The sequence below is a fragment of the Rhizobium sp. 10N414 genome, assembly GCF_056394785.1.
The window spans coordinates 94821-111453 of the sequence record NZ_JBFTIN010000009.1 but is presented as its reverse complement, the minus strand read 5'-3'; the positions used below and the strand labels follow the sequence as shown (position 1 = coordinate 111453).

The 16633-nt window shown below is 60.1% G+C and carries 17 protein-coding genes; 8 read left to right on the top strand and 9 right to left on the bottom strand.

The genetic code is table 11. From position 1 onward, the window contains the following. Positions 1-9: 9 nt before the first annotated feature. Entirely contained in the window at positions 10-1167 is a 1158-nt protein-coding gene (locus AC1DE4_RS11315; protein WP_025659465.1) for an adenosylhomocysteinase, read from the bottom strand. 92 nt (positions 1168-1259) lie between these two features. Continuing rightward, positions 1260-2150, bottom strand: a complete 891-nt coding sequence (locus AC1DE4_RS11310) for a LysR substrate-binding domain-containing protein (RefSeq protein ID WP_018856895.1) — start codon at positions 2148-2150, stop codon at positions 1260-1262. A 255-nt stretch (positions 2151-2405) separates the two neighbouring features. Between AC1DE4_RS11310 and AC1DE4_RS11305 the strand changes: the two genes are divergently transcribed. From AC1DE4_RS11305 to AC1DE4_RS11285, 5 genes are all read left to right on the top strand, one after another. Then, positions 2406-2918: an NUDIX hydrolase gene (locus AC1DE4_RS11305; protein WP_025659467.1), complete on the top strand. Its 513-nt coding sequence runs from the start codon at positions 2406-2408 to the stop codon at positions 2916-2918. 62 nt (positions 2919-2980) lie between these two features. Further along, a complete protein-coding gene (locus tag AC1DE4_RS11300) occupies positions 2981-4480 on the top strand; it encodes an inorganic phosphate transporter (protein ID WP_018116693.1) in 1500 nt (499 codons plus the stop codon). A gap of 13 nt (positions 4481-4493) precedes the next feature. After that, positions 4494-5231, top strand: coding sequence for a 16S rRNA (uracil(1498)-N(3))-methyltransferase (locus AC1DE4_RS11295; protein ID WP_025659468.1), 738 nt, complete (start codon positions 4494-4496; stop codon positions 5229-5231). A 149-nt stretch (positions 5232-5380) separates the two neighbouring features. Further along, positions 5381-6754, top strand: coding sequence for a glutamate--cysteine ligase (locus tag AC1DE4_RS11290; RefSeq protein WP_018856891.1), 1374 nt, complete (start codon positions 5381-5383; stop codon positions 6752-6754). 98 nt (positions 6755-6852) lie between these two features. Next, positions 6853-7713 carry a DUF937 domain-containing protein gene (locus tag AC1DE4_RS11285; RefSeq protein ID WP_018856890.1) on the top strand — a complete coding sequence of 287 codons (861 nt, stop codon included), beginning with the start codon at positions 6853-6855 and terminating at the stop codon, positions 7711-7713. An 87-nt stretch (positions 7714-7800) separates the two neighbouring features. Here the strand turns inward: AC1DE4_RS11285 and AC1DE4_RS11280 are convergent, their stop codons facing one another. Then, positions 7801-8100 carry a DUF1127 domain-containing protein gene (locus tag AC1DE4_RS11280; RefSeq protein ID WP_025659469.1) on the bottom strand — a complete coding sequence of 100 codons (300 nt, stop codon included), beginning with the start codon at positions 8098-8100 and terminating at the stop codon, positions 7801-7803. Positions 8101-8302: 202 nt separating this feature from the next. Here AC1DE4_RS11280 and AC1DE4_RS11275 point away from each other — a divergent pair, with 202 nt between their 5' ends. Then, a complete protein-coding gene (locus AC1DE4_RS11275) occupies positions 8303-9259 on the top strand; it encodes a LysR substrate-binding domain-containing protein (RefSeq protein WP_018856888.1) in 957 nt (318 codons plus the stop codon). 2 nt (positions 9260-9261) lie between these two features. Here AC1DE4_RS11275 and AC1DE4_RS11270 read toward each other — a convergent pair whose 3' ends face one another. Continuing rightward, on the bottom strand, positions 9262-9894 hold the full coding sequence (locus AC1DE4_RS11270; protein ID WP_018856887.1) for a TetR family transcriptional regulator: 633 nt from the start codon (positions 9892-9894) through the stop codon (positions 9262-9264). Between the two features lie 389 nt (positions 9895-10283). Between AC1DE4_RS11270 and AC1DE4_RS11265 the strand changes: the two genes are divergently transcribed. After that, complete coding sequence (locus AC1DE4_RS11265) at positions 10284-11189, top strand: hydrogen peroxide-inducible genes activator (RefSeq protein ID WP_025659470.1); 906 nt, start codon at positions 10284-10286, stop codon at positions 11187-11189. Here the strand turns inward: AC1DE4_RS11265 and AC1DE4_RS11260 are convergent, their stop codons facing one another. From AC1DE4_RS11260 to AC1DE4_RS11250, 3 genes are all read right to left on the bottom strand, one after another. Continuing rightward, the gene (locus AC1DE4_RS11260) at positions 11190-12065 is read right to left on the bottom strand and encodes a dienelactone hydrolase family protein (protein WP_025659471.1); all 876 of its coding nucleotides are present in this window, start codon (positions 12063-12065) and stop codon (positions 11190-11192) included. Between the two features lie 98 nt (positions 12066-12163). After that, positions 12164-12586 carry an MAPEG family protein gene (locus tag AC1DE4_RS11255; RefSeq protein ID WP_018116127.1) on the bottom strand — a complete coding sequence of 141 codons (423 nt, stop codon included), beginning with the start codon at positions 12584-12586 and terminating at the stop codon, positions 12164-12166. Positions 12587-12691: 105 nt separating this feature from the next. Then, the gene (locus tag AC1DE4_RS11250) at positions 12692-13447 is read right to left on the bottom strand and encodes an SDR family oxidoreductase (protein ID WP_025659472.1); all 756 of its coding nucleotides are present in this window, start codon (positions 13445-13447) and stop codon (positions 12692-12694) included. 95 nt (positions 13448-13542) lie between these two features. Between AC1DE4_RS11250 and AC1DE4_RS11245 the strand changes: the two genes are divergently transcribed. Continuing rightward, positions 13543-14460, top strand: a complete 918-nt coding sequence (locus AC1DE4_RS11245; protein ID WP_025659473.1) for a LysR family transcriptional regulator — start codon at positions 13543-13545, stop codon at positions 14458-14460. A 1-nt stretch (position 14461) separates the two neighbouring features. Here the strand turns inward: AC1DE4_RS11245 and AC1DE4_RS11240 are convergent, their stop codons facing one another. Both AC1DE4_RS11240 and guaB read right to left on the bottom strand, forming a co-directional pair. Then, on the bottom strand, positions 14462-15022 hold the full coding sequence (locus AC1DE4_RS11240) for a hypothetical protein (protein ID WP_477881363.1): 561 nt from the start codon (positions 15020-15022) through the stop codon (positions 14462-14464). Positions 15023-15024: 2 nt separating this feature from the next. Continuing rightward, on the bottom strand, positions 15025-16509 hold the full coding sequence (gene guaB, locus AC1DE4_RS11235; RefSeq protein ID WP_477881361.1) for an IMP dehydrogenase: 1485 nt from the start codon (positions 16507-16509) through the stop codon (positions 15025-15027). Positions 16510-16633: the final 124 nt, after the last annotated feature.

Genomic DNA, 16633 nt, shown 5'->3' with positions numbered 1-16633 from the left:
GCCCGTCACCTATCGCGCCAGATCGAGATAGGCGCTCGCCACCATGGCATCGATATCCGCGGGTACCGGGACGAGACAGCTCTCGGCGCCGACTTCGCGTCTGGCGACACGCTCGAGGCAGCGCGCCTGCAGCGTGAAACCAAGATCCATCGATTCAACGGAATTGCCGAGCGGCCTGGGACCGGCGAGGTTCGCCATGTGGCCACCGCCGAGAACATGGAAAGAGCGACCGTCCTTCAGGTGCAGGGTCTCGATGTGATCCGCCTCGTAGCGATCGATCCGCACGACATCGGGGTGCTGCCGGAATACGGCAACGTCGATCTCATGCGGGAAATGTCCGCCATTCATCAGGATTGCACCATCCTTGATCAGCGGAAGGTCGGCTGCGGTGATGATCGCGGGAAAGCCCGTAACGGTGACGAGCACGTCGGCCGAGGCAATCGCCTCGTTGCGCAGCGGCGTGGAAAATCCGTCAAGATGCGCCCCCAGCGCCGTCACCGGATCGATATCAACGACGCTGACGGCTGAAAACGCGTTGCGGAAACAGGCGGCGGTTCCCTTGCCGCAGGCCCCGTAGCCGAAAACCGTCACACGCTTGCCGTTGGTCGAGCGGTTGGTGAAGCGCATGTAGCTTTCGAAAAGGCTCTGGCCGACGGCATGTCTGTTTTCGGCGAACTGCTTGATCGGGCTGTCGTTGATGACCAGGATCGGCATGTTCAATTTTGCCCGTATCGGCAGCAGGCGTGTGCGGCCTGACGTAGTCTCCTCGGTGCCTCCGAGAAGGCTGGCGTAAGGAGCCCCGGCCGCAATCGCCAAGAGGTCGCCGCCGTTGTCGAGCAGAAGATCCGGCTTTTCCGCGACGACCGCCTGCAGGCTCTCATGATGCGCGACTGGGTCCGTTGTCTGGGTCGCGAACACAGTGATCCCCTGCGAACGGAGAAACTCGACAGTCGAAGGCTGCGTGCTGTTCAGATTTCCGGTGCAGACAAGCCGTGCGCCGCCGGCTTTCAGGGTCATCAGCAGCGCCACGGTCTTCGGCTCCAGATGAATCCCCGTGCCGATGGTCAAGCCGTTGAACGGTTGGGTCTTCTCGAATTCTGCCGCCGTTGCCTTGAGCAACCTGCAGCTGTTGCCGATCCATTCGATGCGGCTTGCTACTCTTTGCATATCCATGTCCTTTTGCTCGCAACGCAGTGTTAGGCTCGGCAGCGCCTTTCGACCATGGAGATAATTCTGCGCAATAGGGCAGAAAATCTGCCCTATTGCGTCGCCGCGCCAGAGCGGAGCAACCAGTCGCGAAGGGCGACGAACGCGGGTTTCGGCGAGTCGACGTTGCGACAGCACAGGCTATAGCCGGCCAGTCGGCGAATGAAGCCATAGGGTGCAGCAAGCAGATTGCGCTGCAAGTCATCTTCGATGGCAGCGCGCGGCGCGAGCACAACACCAATCCCCGATCGCACCGCCCCGAGCACCAGCAGCAGATCCTCGAATTCCTGCTTGCGCCGGAACATCACGGCCTGAGTGCCGCTCTCGGCAAACCACTCCTGCCAAAGGGTTGGCGCGCTGCGGCTGACAAGAGCGGTGATCTCCACCATCCGCGCGGGATCGCCGGCGATCCTTTCTGCCAGATCCGGTGTCGCGACGGGTCCGAATTCGTCCTCCATGAACTTGACCGCTGTCACCCCTGCCGTTGGCCGGTATTCGGCGCCCATGATGACGGCGTCGAGTTCCGGGTGCAGCGCCAGCGGCTCGACGACCGACATCGGCACGATATCGACGTCGACGACGCCAAGCTCAGCCTGCATGTTTGCAAGCCGCGGCATCAGCCACCATATAGCAAAGGCCGAAGGTACGCCGAGGCGAATGCGGCGATCCTCGCCACCGACAAAATCTGCAGCGGCGCGTTCCAGCGTCGCGAAGGCAGCGGTGGAGGCCTCCGCGAACAGTGCAGCTTTCGCGGTCGCAGCCAATTTTCTGCCATCGCGTTCGAACAGTTTCTCACCGAAATAGTTCTCCAGGATCGAGATCTGCTGGCGCACCGCGCCGCGTACAACACCAAGCTCGGCGGCGGCGCCAAGAATGCTGCCGTGACGGTATACGGCTTCAAAGGCGCGAATGGCTTTTAAGGGAGGAAGACGCATGATTACCATAGTATTGACATAACAGTGTATGAGATGACGCCGCCGTTGATTGAAATGCAAGGCGCGCTCATATTGAACGCCTGTGCATTGGCGGAATCAGGATAGTATCTGACGGATTTTTTGTTACCCGGCGAAACAAAAAGTTCCTATTGATAGTTATCAAATCCGAGCCAAAAGCATGAAATGCGTATGGATCGCGCAAGCTTTCCAGCGGATACTAATATAGACGACTCACTCGAACAGAACGCCAAGGTGACCCGACCGTTGACTCTTCTCGCCCGCCTCGCTGCAGACGTCCAGCTCATGTTTCGGCGCCCTCCGCGTCAACAATATGCTGCGCTCTGCTATCGGGTCAAAAAGAAAACCAACGACGTTGAAGTACTTTTACTGACCAGCCGCGACACCGGCCGCTGGGTGATCCCCAAGGGATGGCCGATGGACGGAAGGTGCTCGTATGAGGTCGCCGCACGCGAGGCATTCGAGGAAGCCGGTGCGCGCGGAACCGTCGAGAACGAGATCCTTGGTTCCTACTCCTACCCTAAGGTGTTGAAGAACGGCCTAAAGGTCACCTGTAAAGTGCAGGTCTATGCTCTCGAGGTTCTGGAGATCGCCAAGAACTTCAAGGAAAAAGGCGAGCGCAAGGTGGAGTGGGTCTCCTGCGACGAGGCTGTGAAGCGCGTTCATGAGCCTGAACTTCGCAATCTCATCCTGCTGTTCAAGCGCCGCATGACGGAACAGCTTGCGGCAAGCATGCCAAAGCAAATTCCGGCGGAATGAATACTGCCATCTTGCGCTGCTAAACTTGGCGGCGCTAAAGCAGGATTCAACGAAGGAATAGCATGCCCAACCGATCAGCCGTCCTCACGAAACGAACCCTCGACAAAGACCTCGACAAGCTTACGCATGTCGAGGATGCGACGAAGTTCGTCTCGCGCAAACTGGTGGCGCCGGGCCTCGGGCTGATCTTCCTTGGGCTAGCCATGCTTTTCGCGGGCGTCTATGTCTTTGACCGGCCAAGCGCCGTGCTGGTGATCGCGGCAGCGGCGCTCGCCGCCTACATGGCCATGAACATCGGTGCAAACGACGTTACCAATAACGTCGGCGCCGCCGTGGGCGCCCGAGCGATGACGATGGGGCAAGCTCTTGTCATCGCAGCCATCTTCGAAATTCTCGGGGCGACAGTTGCCGGCGGCGAGGTCGTCAAGACGATCTCCTCCAGCATCGTGGATGCCGTGCAAGTCCCACCAGGCACACTCAGCTGGATCATGATAGCGGCACTGATGGCCGCCGCATTGTGGATCAACCTCGCGACCTGGATGAACGCACCGGTCTCGACCACGCACGCGATCGTCGGCGCGGTGATTGGAGCGGGTATCGGCGCGGTCGGTCCGGACCCGGTGAAATGGCGGGTGATGGTCGAGATCACATCGGCCTGGGTGACTTCGCCGCTGCTTGGCGGCGTGATTGCGGCCGGCCTGCTTTTCCTAGTGAAGAGCCTGATCATCTACCGCGACGACAAGATTGCCGCGGCGCGGCGTTGGGTTCCCGTTCTGATCGCTATGATGCTCGGTGGCTTTGCTTCCTACATGGTGCTGCAGCTTACGCCCGCTGGCGCGTTTTCCTCGTTCACAATCCTCCTTTTCGGCGTCGCGGCCGGCGGCCTCGGATGGTTTGCCGCGCGTTCATTCGTTCACAGGCAGGCCGTAGGGCTGGAAAACCGCAACAGCTCGCTGCGCGTCCTCTTCCAGATTCCCCTGATTGGCTCGGCAGCTCTGCTCTCCTTCGCACATGGTGCCAACGACGTATCCAACGCAGTCGGCCCACTTTCGGCAATCGTGCGCGCGGTCGCGGGATCCGCAGCCGGCCCGAATGGCCAGCCCCCGATCTGGGTGCTGCTCATCGGCGCCTTCGGTATCTCGGTCGGCCTATTGTTGTTCGGGCCGCGCCTGATCCGGCTGGTCGGTGAACAGATCACCAAGCTCAACCCCATGCGCGCCTATTGCGTTGCGCTGTCGACGGCCTTCACGGTTATCGTGGCCTCGTGGCTCGGCATGCCCGTCAGTACGACGCATATCGCGGTCGGTTCCGTGTTTGGCGTCGGCTTCTTCCGCGAGTGGTACACCCGGAACTCGAAGCGACGCATCCGGTACGTGCGGCGCAAGGCGGAAAGCTGGGCGATTGATGAACCGGAAGATCCGAACACGCATGAGGTTCGTCGCCGCTATCTCGTTCGCCGTTCGCACTTCATGACGATCATCGCCGCCTGGATCATCACGGTGCCGGCCTCGGCAGCGCTTGCAGCGATGATCTATTGGGTTATGTTCGCGCTCTTTGTATGAGCAGGACTTTTCGATGCGCGCCAATTTTCGGATGCAACGGCTGTTTGTGGACGCTCCTCTCGCCACCGGAGCAACGGTCGAGACGACGGGCGACCACTTCAACTATCTCGCCAACGTACTGCGCATGACTGATGGCGCCGAACTGCTCGTCTTCAATGGCCGCGATGGCGAGTGGAAGGCGCGCCTCACCTTTCCAACGCGGAAACGGATTGTAGTGGTCGCCGAGGAGCAGACCCGCCCGCAGCCGGCAGCCTCCGATCTGCACTATCTCTTTGCACCACTGAAGGTCGGGCGACTCGACTACCTGGTGCAGAAGGCCGTCGAGATGGGCGCAGGCCTTCTGCGTCCAGTGATGACCCAGCATGTGCAGGGCAAGATCACCAATCTCGACAAGCTGAAGGCAAACGTCATCGAGGCAGCGGAGCAATGCGGCATACTCGATATCCCCGACGTTGCCGAGCCCGTGAAGCTGTTCGACCTGCTGGACACTTGGCCGAGCGACCGCCGCATCATCTATTGCGACGAGGGCGATGCGGGGCAGAACCCGCTACCACTGCTGTCCAAGATCAGCGAGCGACAGCTGGCGCTCCTTGTCGGCCCAGAGGGCGGTTTCTCCGAGGAAGAGCGCGCGCGGCTGCGCGGCCTCGATTTCGTGACCGCAATCCCGCTTGGGCCGCGGATCCTCAGAGCCGATACGGCTGCGGTTGCTGCCATGGCAGTCATTCAAGCGTCGATCGGCGACTGGAATTAACCTTAGGATCGGTCGCAGCCGAAATATCCTGCTATTTTTTTGATGGACCGTTGAAACAATTTCACTTGCAACATACGTGGGAGCGGTCCTAATCACCCTTCCAATTGCCCGGGTTTTTCCAGGCGCTCTCCCATTGCAGGTAGACTTGAATGGCTCGCGATACCACCGACCAGACGCCACTCTCTTCGGTTCAGGAGCTGACCGATTATCTTGCCGCGGGGAACAAGCCGGCGGAAAAATTCCGCATCGGTACCGAGCATGAGAAGTTTGCCTTCTTCCGGGCGGACAACGGCCCTGTGCCGTATTTCGGCGAGGCCAGCATTTCGGCGCTGTTGAAAGGCCTTCAGCAGAAATCCGGCTGGGACCCGATCATGGACGGCGACAACATCATCGGCCTGGGCGAGCCGAACGGAATGGGCGCGATATCGATCGAGCCTGGCGGCCAGTTCGAACTGTCCGGCGCGCCGCTGGAAACGATCCACGAGACCTGCAAGGAATCGAATACCCATCTGGCGACGTTGCGCGAGATCGCCGAGCCGATGGGCATCCGCTTCCTCGGCATTGGCGGCAGCCCCAAATGGACACTGGCCGAAACGCCTGTCATGCCGAAATCCCGCTACGAGATCATGACCCGCTACATGCCGAAGGTCGGCGCCAAGGGTCTCGACATGATGTATCGCACCTGCACCATCCAGGTGAACCTCGACTTTTCCTCCGAAGCCGACATGCGCAAGAAGATGCGCGTTTCGATGAAGCTTCAGTCTCTGGCAACTGCGCTCTTTGCCTCGTCGCCCTTTACCGAAGGCAAGCCCAACGGCCTGCTCTCGTGGCGAGGCGACATTTGGCGCGACACCGACAACAATCGCTCCGGTCTGCTGGACTTCACCTTCCGCGACGATTTCGGTTTTCATGATTATGCCGAATGGGCCCTCGACGTGCCGATGTATTTCATCGTGCGCGACGGGCACTATCACGACTGTACCCACATCACGTTCCGCCAGTTCATGAACGGCGCGCTGAAGGGCGCGGTTGCCGCCTGGGAGCCGACGATGGGCGACTGGACGAACCACCTTTCGACCCTCTTCCCCGACGTTCGCCTGAAGCGCTTCCTAGAGATGCGCGGTGCCGATGGCGGCCCGTGGCGGCGCATTTGCGGGTTGCCGGCCTTCTGGGTCGGGCTTCTCTACAACGATGCTGCACTCGAAGACGCGGATATGCTGACCAAGGACTGGACATTCGACGAGGTCAACGCGTTGCGCGATGCCGTCCCGTCTCAGGGTTTAAGGGCAAAGTTCCGCGGCCATGAGCTTTATGAGACGGCGCGCGAAGTGATCGCCGTTTCGAAGTCCGGTCTCCGAGCGCGCAACAAGCTCAACAAGGAAGGCCAGGACGAAACCATCTTCCTTGCGCCGCTCGACGAAGTCATGGCCAAGAAGGCGACTTTGGCCGAGGATCTGCTGGCGCTGTATCACGGCCGCTGGAACGGTTCCGTGGAGCCTGTCTTCGAAGAGTATCAATACTAGGGTCTACCCTAAGCCCTTCTGCAAAAAGCGGTTTGCGCATTCCTTTTTCCGGCTATAGTAACGCAATTACGCGTTGCGAAACCGGGAAAGGGATTACCATGCTGCCACTCTTCGACATGATGATGCAGGCCCAGAACGGCGCGGCGATGGATGCGGTCTCCAAGCAGTTCAATCTTGCCCAGGAGCAGGCCACAAAGGCGATGGCCGCGCTGATGCCGGCATTTTCCGCCAGCCTGAAACGGAGCAGCAGCAACCCCTACGACTTCATGGGGCTGATGCAGGCGGTCGCCTCCGGCAACTACGCCAAATATTTCGAGGACATGGGCAAGGCCTTCACCCCGCAAGGAATCGATGATGGCAACACCATCCTCGGTCAGCTGTTCGGCTCCAAGGAGGTCTCGCGGGCGGTTGCGGCGCAGGCTGCCCAGATGACCGGGATCGGCCAGGAGATCTACAAGCAGATGCTGCCCGTGATGGCCGATACTTTGATGGGCGGCCTGTTCAAGCAGTCGATGGGGCAGATGAACGCGCCCGTCAATCCATTCATCAACACCGCCATGGGCGAAACCATCCAGAAATGGCTGGAAAGCACCGGCTTTGCGCCGAAGCAGAAGGCCGCTCCGGAGCCCACCATCTTCGACAATCCTTTCACTCAGGCCATGCAGCAGATGTTCGGCATGCAGAAGCCGGAGGCAGAGAAGACGGTCACCAATCCGTTTTTCGACAATCCATTCGCAAAGGCCTTTCAGGAAATGATGGGCTCGCTCGGAAAGCCGGTTGAGCCGAAACGAGCCGAAGCCCCGAAAGAGCAGGCAAAGGCAGAGGCGGAACGCTACGTCGACATGCTGAACAACATGTTCGACAGCGGGCTCGAGGTTCAGAAGAGCTACCAGAAGAGCATGGAAGCGATCTTCGAGACCTATATGCCGAAGGCGCCCTCCACTCCCCCGAAGGCATAAAAAAACCCGGAGACGGCTGGGAGGCCGGTCACCGGGTAAGAGGCAGGGCTATTGGCTATCACCCTGCGGGGAAAAACTGGGCCGGTCTCAATCCTTTCGGGACCGGAAGAGCGACGTCGGTCCGCGGTTGCGCGCGGATTTAGTCAGGTGTTCCGACGGATCTTCAAAGAAGGTGGACGCCAGGAACGCGGAAGTGAGATCGGTCCTGCTAAGGCCGATATCCTTCAATTGATTGTCATCGAGCTCGTTCAGCTTGTTGATCTCCATACGGTTGCGGATCACGCGCAGTACGGATGACAGCGTTGCAAAGCCATTTACGAGACGCTGGAAGAACGTCAGCGAGGTCTGGCTGCAGTCGAGTTCGAGTATCCGGTCTGTCGTGCGCATGGGACGATCCTTTCATTGGCGCGCAACAACCCACCCCTCCCGCGAGGTCGAGCGGCAAGGCATCGGGTTGAAATCGGAGCGGACAGGCAGGGTATCTGTCCTTCACTTTGCTTGATTTGCATCCCGAAGATGCCAAACACCTATTGATCAGTCCAACGAATGTTTCTAATGATTAACATCAGAGATCTTTATAGGTGAACTCATGTCAGCGCCTCTCGATATTGATCAGTTGCAGACCTTCATTGCGATTGTGGATTCCGGCAGCTTCACCAAGGCTGCCGACAGAGTCTACAAGACGCAGTCCGCTGTCTCCATGCAGATGCGGCGACTGGAAGAGCGCATCGGCAAGCAGCTTTTCATCAAGGACGGGCGCGGCAACCGCCTCACCGTCGAAGGCGAGAAGCTCTTGAACTATGCGCGACGAATCATTCGCCTCAACAACGAAGCGATCGCAGCCTTTGATGACAACCGTCTCGAGGGCACGCTGCGCATCGGCACGCCCGATGACTACGCCGACCGCTACATGCCCGAGATCATCGGCCGCTTTGCCAAGACGCATCCGAACGTGGAGCTTTACATTGTCTGCGAACCCTCGGTGGGCCTCGCCGAGCGCATGAATCGCGGCGAGCTCGACATTGCGCTGGTGACCCACAATCCGCGCGAACGCATGTCGGATGTCGTGCGAACGGAACCGCTCTGCTGGGTCGGCTCTGCCAACCATCCGATCCGCGACGATGCCCCTGTGCCGCTCGCCGTCGGCCGTCGCGACTGCCAGTGGCGGCAGCTCGCCTGCTCGGCGCTGGACGCGGTCGGTCGCGAACACCAGATCCTGTTCACCAGCTGGTCGTGCACCGTCGTCGCGGCCGCGGTCCTCGCCGGCATGGCCGTTTCCGTCATGCCGGAATCGGCTCTGCGCACGGGGATGAAGGTGCTAAGCCAGGCGGACGGCTTCCCTGCCCTGCCCCCGGTCCAGATCGGCATCATGAAGCGGCCGGGTGTTTCCATCTCGCTGATGAACGCGATCACGGCGCATATCACCGCCTGCCTCGACAACATCACGCCCGCTGTCGTCGACGACAATCTCGACGCTGACGTCAAGAACGCCTATGGGCGGGCTCAGCCCCGCCTCAAGGTCGCTGGCATCGTCCCGAGTTGGTAGGCTCAGGCGGCAACCGGTGAGAGGAAGGCTGTTCGGATCACGCGCTTCCACTCATCCAGGATGCGTCTTGCAAGGGAATCCTCGCTGACGACCGCAAGGCGGATCGATGCCCCGAGCAGATGGCTGAACAGATAGCTGCGGGCCTGCATGTCGGCTGCGGAGAGCTCAGGTGCGACGCGGCGGACGGTATCCTGAAAGATGTCGGCAATCCGCTTGCTATGCTCGATGTTGAGCAGCAGCAGGTCGTGGTCGGTTTCGGTACCCATCCAGATGCCGAGATAGGCGGCATCGTTGCGATAGTCGGCGTAGTGCCAGTCGATCGTCGCGACGAGTACCTCGAGCGCATGGTCGACGGAGTGCACGGACGCAAAGGCCTCGGCGATGCGCGTCTGGAGCGCCAGCGCATGGCGGTCGAAGAGCGCTTTGACGATCGCCGCCTTCTCGGGAAAATACTGATAAACGGAACCAATCGGAACCTTGGCGGCGACGGCCAGTTCCGTCATCCGCATGGCGCTTACACCCTTTTCAGCGATGAGTGCGGCTGCGGCCGACAAGATGTGGTCGAGCCGCTGAATACTGCGTTCCTGCTTTGGCTTCCGGCGGAGGCCAATACGATCCAAACTTCCGACCTTCATGTCGTTCCCATTTGTTCTATGTGGAGCGACGGAGGTGGTTCATACCGGCGCCATCTCGCCGATATGACATGCAGGTCTTCACGACTCGTAAACGAGATGCATCGGATTGTACGGATGGGGAAAAGTATAAGAAAATCGGGGTGATACACCCGTATTTGGTCAACTCCGCGTGTTGTTTTGCTCACTTGCGACGGGTTGGACGTTAATCGTTGTGGCCGTGGCTTCTCGGTCGCTGCACGCACCGATTCGCGCACGCTACATGTGCCTCAAGTGCCCTCAAATCGGCGGCCACTCAGATGCCGCCTGAAGAGCGGCCTTGCTCGTAATTCCATTGACCTTCGATAATCTCAAGTCGTATTTAATGAGATTATCGATTGGAAGAGATTATCATGCTGACCTTACGACAGATGCGTTATTTCGATGCGCTGGCAACGACGCGCCATTTCGGCAGGGCCGCCGAAATGGTCCACATCAGCCAGCCGGCGCTGTCGACCCAGATCATGGAAATGGAAGAATATCTCGGCGCCAAGCTAGTCGAGCGAACGCGGCAGAGCACGATCCTGACGCCGAAAGGCGAAGAGGTTCTGCACTATGTCCGCGCCATCCTGCATCAGGTCGACCTGCTCGAGCAGACGGCCCGAAAGGGCGAAGGCACGCTCGAAGGTCTGATCCGCATCGGAATTATTCCGACAGTCGCGCCCTACCTCGTCCCTCAGTTCGTTCCGCATTTGCGCAAGACTTACCCCAGCGTTGAGGTGGAACTTCGGGAGGCGGTCACCGATCGGTTGATGGCGGACCTCCTGACGGGAAAGCTCGATGCCGTGATCGCGGCCTTGCCGCTCGATATCGAAGGCATCCAGACGCGACCGCTCTTCACCGACCGCTTCTTCATGGCCGTAGCGGACAACGGCGAGGCGGTGCTGATGTCGCCGCTCACCGAGCATGAAGTAAATGTCGATCGCCTACTACTGCTCGAGGAAGGACATTGCCTGCGCGATCAGGCCCTTGCCGTCTGCAGCGCCGGCAAGCGCAGCCTCGTCAACTTTGGTGCGACCTCAATGGCGACGCTGCTGCAGATGGTGTCGCATGATATGGGCATGACGCTCATTCCCGAGATCGCCATTCCGACGGAGACCAGCCGCAATTCGATCCGCATCGTGCCCTTTACCGATCCACAGCCGTCGCGCGAGATCTGCCTTGCCTGGCGTCGCAGCAACCATCGTGGCAAGGAGATGGAGGCGCTGGCAGAGGCGATCATCGCTGTCGCCCCTGCGCCGCGCGAGCTGGCGGCCTGATCAGGCCAGGTTCTTCTTCAGGAATTCGACAGTCCTGCTCCAAGCGAGGTCGGCCGCCTTCTTGTCGTAGCGAGCCGCCGACGTGTCATTGTTGAAGGCGTGGTTGACGCCGTCATAGACGAAGATCTGGAAGTTCTTGCCATTGTCCTGCAGCGCCTTCTTGTAGGCGTCGATGCCGGCATTGATACGGTCGTCGAGGCCGGCGTAATGCAGCATCAGCGCAGCCTTGATACCAGGCACATCGGCCGCCTTCGGCTGGGCGCCGTAATAGGCAACACCCGCCTTCAGGTCCGGCGAGGCAACAGCGAAATCGTTAACAAGCCCGCCACCCCAGCAGAAACCGATCACGCCGACCTTGCCATTGGAATTGTCGAGTTTGCTCAGATATGTAAGCGTCGCCTCCGCGTTCGCCACCGTGGCGGGTCGGTCGAGCGTGCTGAACATCTCGCGGGCTTTGTCCTCATTCTCCGGCGTGCCGCCTTGGGGCGAGAGGAAGTCTGGCGCCAGCGCGATGAAGCCCTCCAGCGCCATGCGGCGCGCGACATCGCGGATGTGCGGGTTCAGACCGCGGTTCTCGTGGATAACAATCACGGCGCCGAGTTTTCCCGATGCATCCTTGGGTTCGACGAGGTAACCTTTCATCTCACCAGCTCCACCGGGATAGGTGACGTCCTTGGCCACCACCCGCGTGTCGTCGGCGGCGATCATTTCGGCGCTTGCCTTGTTGGCCGCAAGCATCGGTGCGATGACAGCGGCGGCACCGGCGGAACCGGCCAGTTTCGTCAGCTTGTCCATGAAGTTGCGGCGATCGAGTGTCAGATGCGTGTATTCGTCGTAGGCGTTGATCATCGCCTGCGTGATTTCCGGCTTGTTCATTTGAGGCCTCCCGTTCCCTACATGTCGGCTTTCGCCTGTCGGGGAAGATAGGTCAGCGGCCAGTAACGCAGGAACAAAACTGCGTTACTTCAAGTCGCTCAACCGTTCGCGAATGCCATCCAGGCGGCAACCCACATCCACATGGCGCCGAGCACCACATAGCCGCAGGCAAAGAGCGGGCTGCGATAACGCAGATTGTTGCTGGTCACGTGGATGAAGGCGTGCAGATAGCGCGATGCGACAAAGATCCAGGCAAGAACAACGGCGACGAGGTTATCGGCTTCCGTCATGTAAAGAAGGACGCAACAGGCGTAGAAAAGCACCGGCAACTCGAACTGGTTGGCGAGGCAATGCTTGACGACAAGGCCTTCCGCTGGCTCGTCGCGATTTTCCCGGTAGTTCGATCGCCGGATCTTGCCCCCCCGAACCAGCTTTTGCCGGCGGTACGAGAGAAGCATGTAGAGGAAATAGACTAGGGCTACGTGGGCAATAATGGGCCAGAACATCTCGTAGCCGGTCATGCTGTCTCTTCCTTGCGGTTTTTTCGTTTGATTTCCACGCTGTAGAGGAAAACAACCGACGCCGCAAATGCCCGTCGCGATTGTGCGACGGGCATGGCTGCTGCATCAGACCTGGGCGATGCCGCCATCGGCGAAGAGTTCTGCGCCAGAGACGAAGCTCGATTCATCCGAAGCCAGGAACAGAGCTGCGGAGGCGATTTCTTCGGCGCGACCGACGCGGCCCATCGGAACCTGCGAACTGAGATAGTCGAGAAGGCCCTGCTGGTCAGCCTTGTCCTTGCCTGCGAGTTCGACCAGGCCGGTCGTTTCCGTCGGGCCGGGGCTCAGCGTGTTGACGCGGATGCCGCGGTCCTTGAGATCKAGGATCCAGTTGCGCGCGAAGTTGCGGATCGCCGCCTTCGAGGCAGCGTAGACGCTGAAAGCGGGCGTGCCCGTCGCACCGGCCGTCGAGCCCGTCAGAATAACCGACGAGCCGTTACCGAGCACCGGCAGTGCCGTTTGCACGGTAAAGAGCACGCCCTTGACGTTGCGGTTGAACGTGTCGTCAAACTGTTCTTCGGTGATCTGACCGAGCGGCGCGAACGAGCCCCCACCTGCGTTGACGAAGAGCACGTCGATGCGGCCGGCCTCTTCCTTCACGCGATTGAACAGACGATCGAGATCGGCCTGCTTGGCGGAGTCGGCCTGGATGCCGATGACGTTGCCGCCGATCTCGTCGACGGCCGCGGCGAGCACATCTGCGCGGCGGCCGGTGATGAAGAGGCGAGCGCCTTCGGCGACGAAACGCTTCGCCGTGGCGAGACCGATGCCCGACGTGGCGCCGGTTATCACTGCAATCTTGCCATTCAATTTCTGAGTCATTGTCGTCGTCTCCTTTTGTTCGACTGAGCAGAAGATATGGACGAGCCGATCGTTTCGAAATAGAAAGGAATGAAAACCATTGTTGCAAATACGAAATGATGAAGCTGCCAGACTTCGAAGGCCTCGCGATGTTTGCCAAAGTGGCGGAGGAGCGATCGTTCGCCCGCGCGGCAAAGACGCTGGGTATTTCCGTAGCAACCGTTTCGCGCGGCGTCGCACGCCTGGAACAGAGACTGGGCGCCCGGCTGTTCAATCGGACATCGCGCCAACTGTCGCTGACGGAATTCGGCCTCCGTCTCGCCGAGCGCGCGTCGCGGATCTACTCCGATGCGGAGGAGATCGAGAATGCGGCGCTCGAGCTGTCCAGTCGTCCCCGCGGTCTGATCCGGCTGGCAGCGCCAATGACGTTCGGCGTGCATTGGATTGCACCGATCCTGCCCGAGTTCTTTGAACTCTACCCCGACATCAGCATCGATCTTCACATGAGCGACGCGAGCGTCGATCTCGTGGGGGAAGGTTTCGATGCTGCGCTTCGTATCGCGGTTTTGCCGGACTCGTCCCTAATTGCCCGTCGGCTCGCGCCGGTTAAGCCGTTCATTCTGGCGTCGCCTGCCTATCTCGAGAAATACGGATGTCCTGAGCATCCTCGAGAGCTGGCCGCGCATCACTGCCTCGGCTATGCCTATCGGCCACGCAAGGACATATGGCGGCTGACGAATAAGGCAGGCGAGGAGGAATTCGTCACCCCAACCGGCCCACTTCGGGCGACCAATTCGGAAGCATTGATCCCAATGGCGTTGCGCGGCCTCGGCATCTGCGAGCTGCCGGAGTTCATGGCCAGCGAATATCTAGCTGACGGGCGCTTGAAGGCGATCTTGACCGATTGGAGCCTGCCCAGCGGGGCACTTTATTTTGTCACGCCGTCCGCACGCGCACGACCGGCAAAGGTCGAAGTATTATCGGAGTTCATGGCGGCTCGCCTTTCCAATCCGCCATGGCGGTGGCCGCGGTAAGCTACTGCTCGCCCTCTTGGCCGCGCATCGTACGAACGACAGCGAAGCGGATGATGACGACGAGGCAGATGGCGAGGCTTGAGAATTTCAGCCGTGTCATCCACGGCAACAACTGCGCGGCCTGATCCGCCCAGGCACTGCCCCCGAAGGCGATCAAGCTGGAGACATTCTCGCCGTAGTCGGCGAGGCCATAGATGAAGGGGAGCGCATAGATCAGCTTGGCGAAGAACGGCCGAATCGGGCGGTTGAAGTATGAGCCGCCGGGTCTCAGCTTGATCAAGACCAGCAAGAGGAGTGCCGTCAGAAGTGCCGGAAAGATCAGCTCGGGACCAGCGTACATGGCCCGCAACAGATTGTTGGCAATCTCGTTCTCGCCGAGGAGCCGCTGCATCCGGCCGACGGTGAATTCGTCATAACCGGCGAAATAGATATCGAGAACGGCTTGCCCGGTTTCGTGCTTGAAGGGGACAACAAAGCCGAACGTCGTCCACGCAAGCACACCAAGGCAGATAGCCGCGAGCAGCGCAATAATCCAGAGCGGAATACGGCTGCCCGCGTTCATTTTCAGCCGCCGGAGCCCGGATAGTTGGGGCTCTCGCGGGTGATCGTCACATCGTGAGGGTGGCTTTCGCGAAGGCCGGCGCCGGAGATGCGCACGAAGGTCGCGCGCTCCTGGAAGTCCTTGATGTCCTTGCCGCCGACATAACCCATGGCTGCCTTGAGGCCGCCTGCAAGCTGATGCAGGACGCACGAAACCGGGCCCTTGTAGGGAACTTGGCCTTCGATGCCCTCGGGCACGAGCTTCAGCGTATCGCGCACTTCCGCCTGGAAGTAGCGGTCTGCCGAGCCGCGCGCCATGGCGCCGACGGAACCCATGCCGCGATAGGCTTTGAAGGAACGGCCCTGGTAGAGATAGACTTCACCCGGGCTCTCATCGGTGCCGGCGAGCAGCGAACCGATCATGACAGCGGAAGCGCCGGATGCGATCGCCTTGGCGACGTCACCCGAGAACTTGATGCCACCGTCGGCGATGACAGGGATATCCTGCGCCCGTGCTGCCTCAACCGCCGACATGATGGCTGCGAGCTGCGGAACGCCGACACCGGCGACGATGCGCGTCGTGCAGATCGAGCCCGGGCCAATACCGACCTTGACGGCATCGGCACCTGCATCGATCAGCGCCTTGGTGCCGTCAGATGTCGCGACGTTGCCGGCCATGACGCGGACGGAGTTGGACAGCTTCTTTACTCGTCCGACGGCATTGAGAACGCCCTGCGAATGACCATGCGCGGTATCGACGACGAGAAGATCGACGCCTGCCTCGATCAGGCGTTCGGCGCGCTCGAAACCATCGTCACCGACGCCGACAGCGGCAGCGGCGCGAAGGCGGCCCTGCGCATCCTTGGATGCGTTCGGGTTGAGCTGCGACTTTTCAATGTCCTTGACGGTAATGAGACCGACGCAGCGGCCTTCTCCGTCGACCACCAGCAGCTTCTCAATGCGATGCGCATGAAGCAGACGCTTGGCTTCCTGCTGGTCGACGCTTTCCTTGACCGTGACGAGATTCTCGCGCGTCATCAACTCGTAGATCTTCTGCTTCGGATCGGAGGCGAAGCGAACATCGCGGTTGGTTAGAATACCGACGAGACGGCCGGACTTTTCAACGACCGGGATGCCCGAGATGCTGTAAGTCTTCATCAGCCCGAGCGCATCGGCGAGCGTCGCGTCGGGACCGATCGTAACCGGGTTGACGACCATGCCGCTTTCGAACTTCTTGACCTGGCGGACCTGTTCGGCCTGCTCGGCCGGCGTCAGGTTCTTGTGGATCACGCCAAGGCCACCGGCCTGAGCCATGGCGATGGCAAGGCGGCTTTCCGTGACGGTGTCCATGGCCGAAGAGATGATCGGGATATTCAGCTCGAAGTCAGTGGCGATGCGCGTTGCAACGCTCGTCTGACCGGGCAGGACCTCGGAATGACCGGGCTGCAGGAGCACGTCATCGAAGGTGAGTGCATCCAAACCGGTTGGCGTTTCTGTGATGCGAGCCATGGCCAATTTCCTTCAATTAAGAAAAATGCAACGCCTCCCGGAACGAATCGTCCGCACCGGCAGTGTGCAAGGGTTGCTTTGGAAGTTGGCGAGGGCTGGTAACACGTCTATGACAGGAAGTGAA

What these genes read in the sequence shown, in the direction of transcription:
- AC1DE4_RS11315 (WP_025659465.1), bottom strand. Translation starts at nt 1,167, where the DNA reads ATGCAAAGAGTAGCAAGCCGCATCGAATGGATCGGCAACAGCTGCAGG.
- AC1DE4_RS11290 (WP_018856891.1), top strand. Translation starts at nt 5,381, where the DNA reads ATGGCTCGCGATACCACCGACCAGACGCCACTCTCTTCGGTTCAGGAG.
- AC1DE4_RS11260 (WP_025659471.1), bottom strand. Translation starts at nt 12,065, where the DNA reads ATGAACAAGCCGGAAATCACGCAGGCGATGATCAACGCCTACGACGAA.
- AC1DE4_RS11245 (WP_025659473.1), top strand. Translation starts at nt 13,543, where the DNA reads ATGATGAAGCTGCCAGACTTCGAAGGCCTCGCGATGTTTGCCAAAGTG.
- AC1DE4_RS11295 (WP_025659468.1), top strand. Translation starts at nt 4,494, where the DNA reads ATGCGCGCCAATTTTCGGATGCAACGGCTGTTTGTGGACGCTCCTCTC.
- guaB (WP_477881361.1), bottom strand. Translation starts at nt 16,509, where the DNA reads ATGGCTCGCATCACAGAAACGCCAACCGGTTTGGATGCACTCACCTTC.
- AC1DE4_RS11285 (WP_018856890.1), top strand. Translation starts at nt 6,853, where the DNA reads ATGCTGCCACTCTTCGACATGATGATGCAGGCCCAGAACGGCGCGGCG.
- AC1DE4_RS11300 (WP_018116693.1), top strand. Translation starts at nt 2,981, where the DNA reads ATGCCCAACCGATCAGCCGTCCTCACGAAACGAACCCTCGACAAAGAC.
- AC1DE4_RS11265 (WP_025659470.1), top strand. Translation starts at nt 10,284, where the DNA reads ATGCTGACCTTACGACAGATGCGTTATTTCGATGCGCTGGCAACGACG.
- AC1DE4_RS11255 (WP_018116127.1), bottom strand. Translation starts at nt 12,586, where the DNA reads ATGACCGGCTACGAGATGTTCTGGCCCATTATTGCCCACGTAGCCCTA.
- AC1DE4_RS11280 (WP_025659469.1), bottom strand. Translation starts at nt 8,100, where the DNA reads ATGCGCACGACAGACCGGATACTCGAACTCGACTGCAGCCAGACCTCG.
- AC1DE4_RS11270 (WP_018856887.1), bottom strand. Translation starts at nt 9,894, where the DNA reads ATGAAGGTCGGAAGTTTGGATCGTATTGGCCTCCGCCGGAAGCCAAAG.
- AC1DE4_RS11275 (WP_018856888.1), top strand. Translation starts at nt 8,303, where the DNA reads ATGTCAGCGCCTCTCGATATTGATCAGTTGCAGACCTTCATTGCGATT.
- AC1DE4_RS11240 (WP_477881363.1), bottom strand. Translation starts at nt 15,022, where the DNA reads ATGAACGCGGGCAGCCGTATTCCGCTCTGGATTATTGCGCTGCTCGCG.
- AC1DE4_RS11310 (WP_018856895.1), bottom strand. Translation starts at nt 2,150, where the DNA reads ATGGTAATCATGCGTCTTCCTCCCTTAAAAGCCATTCGCGCCTTTGAA.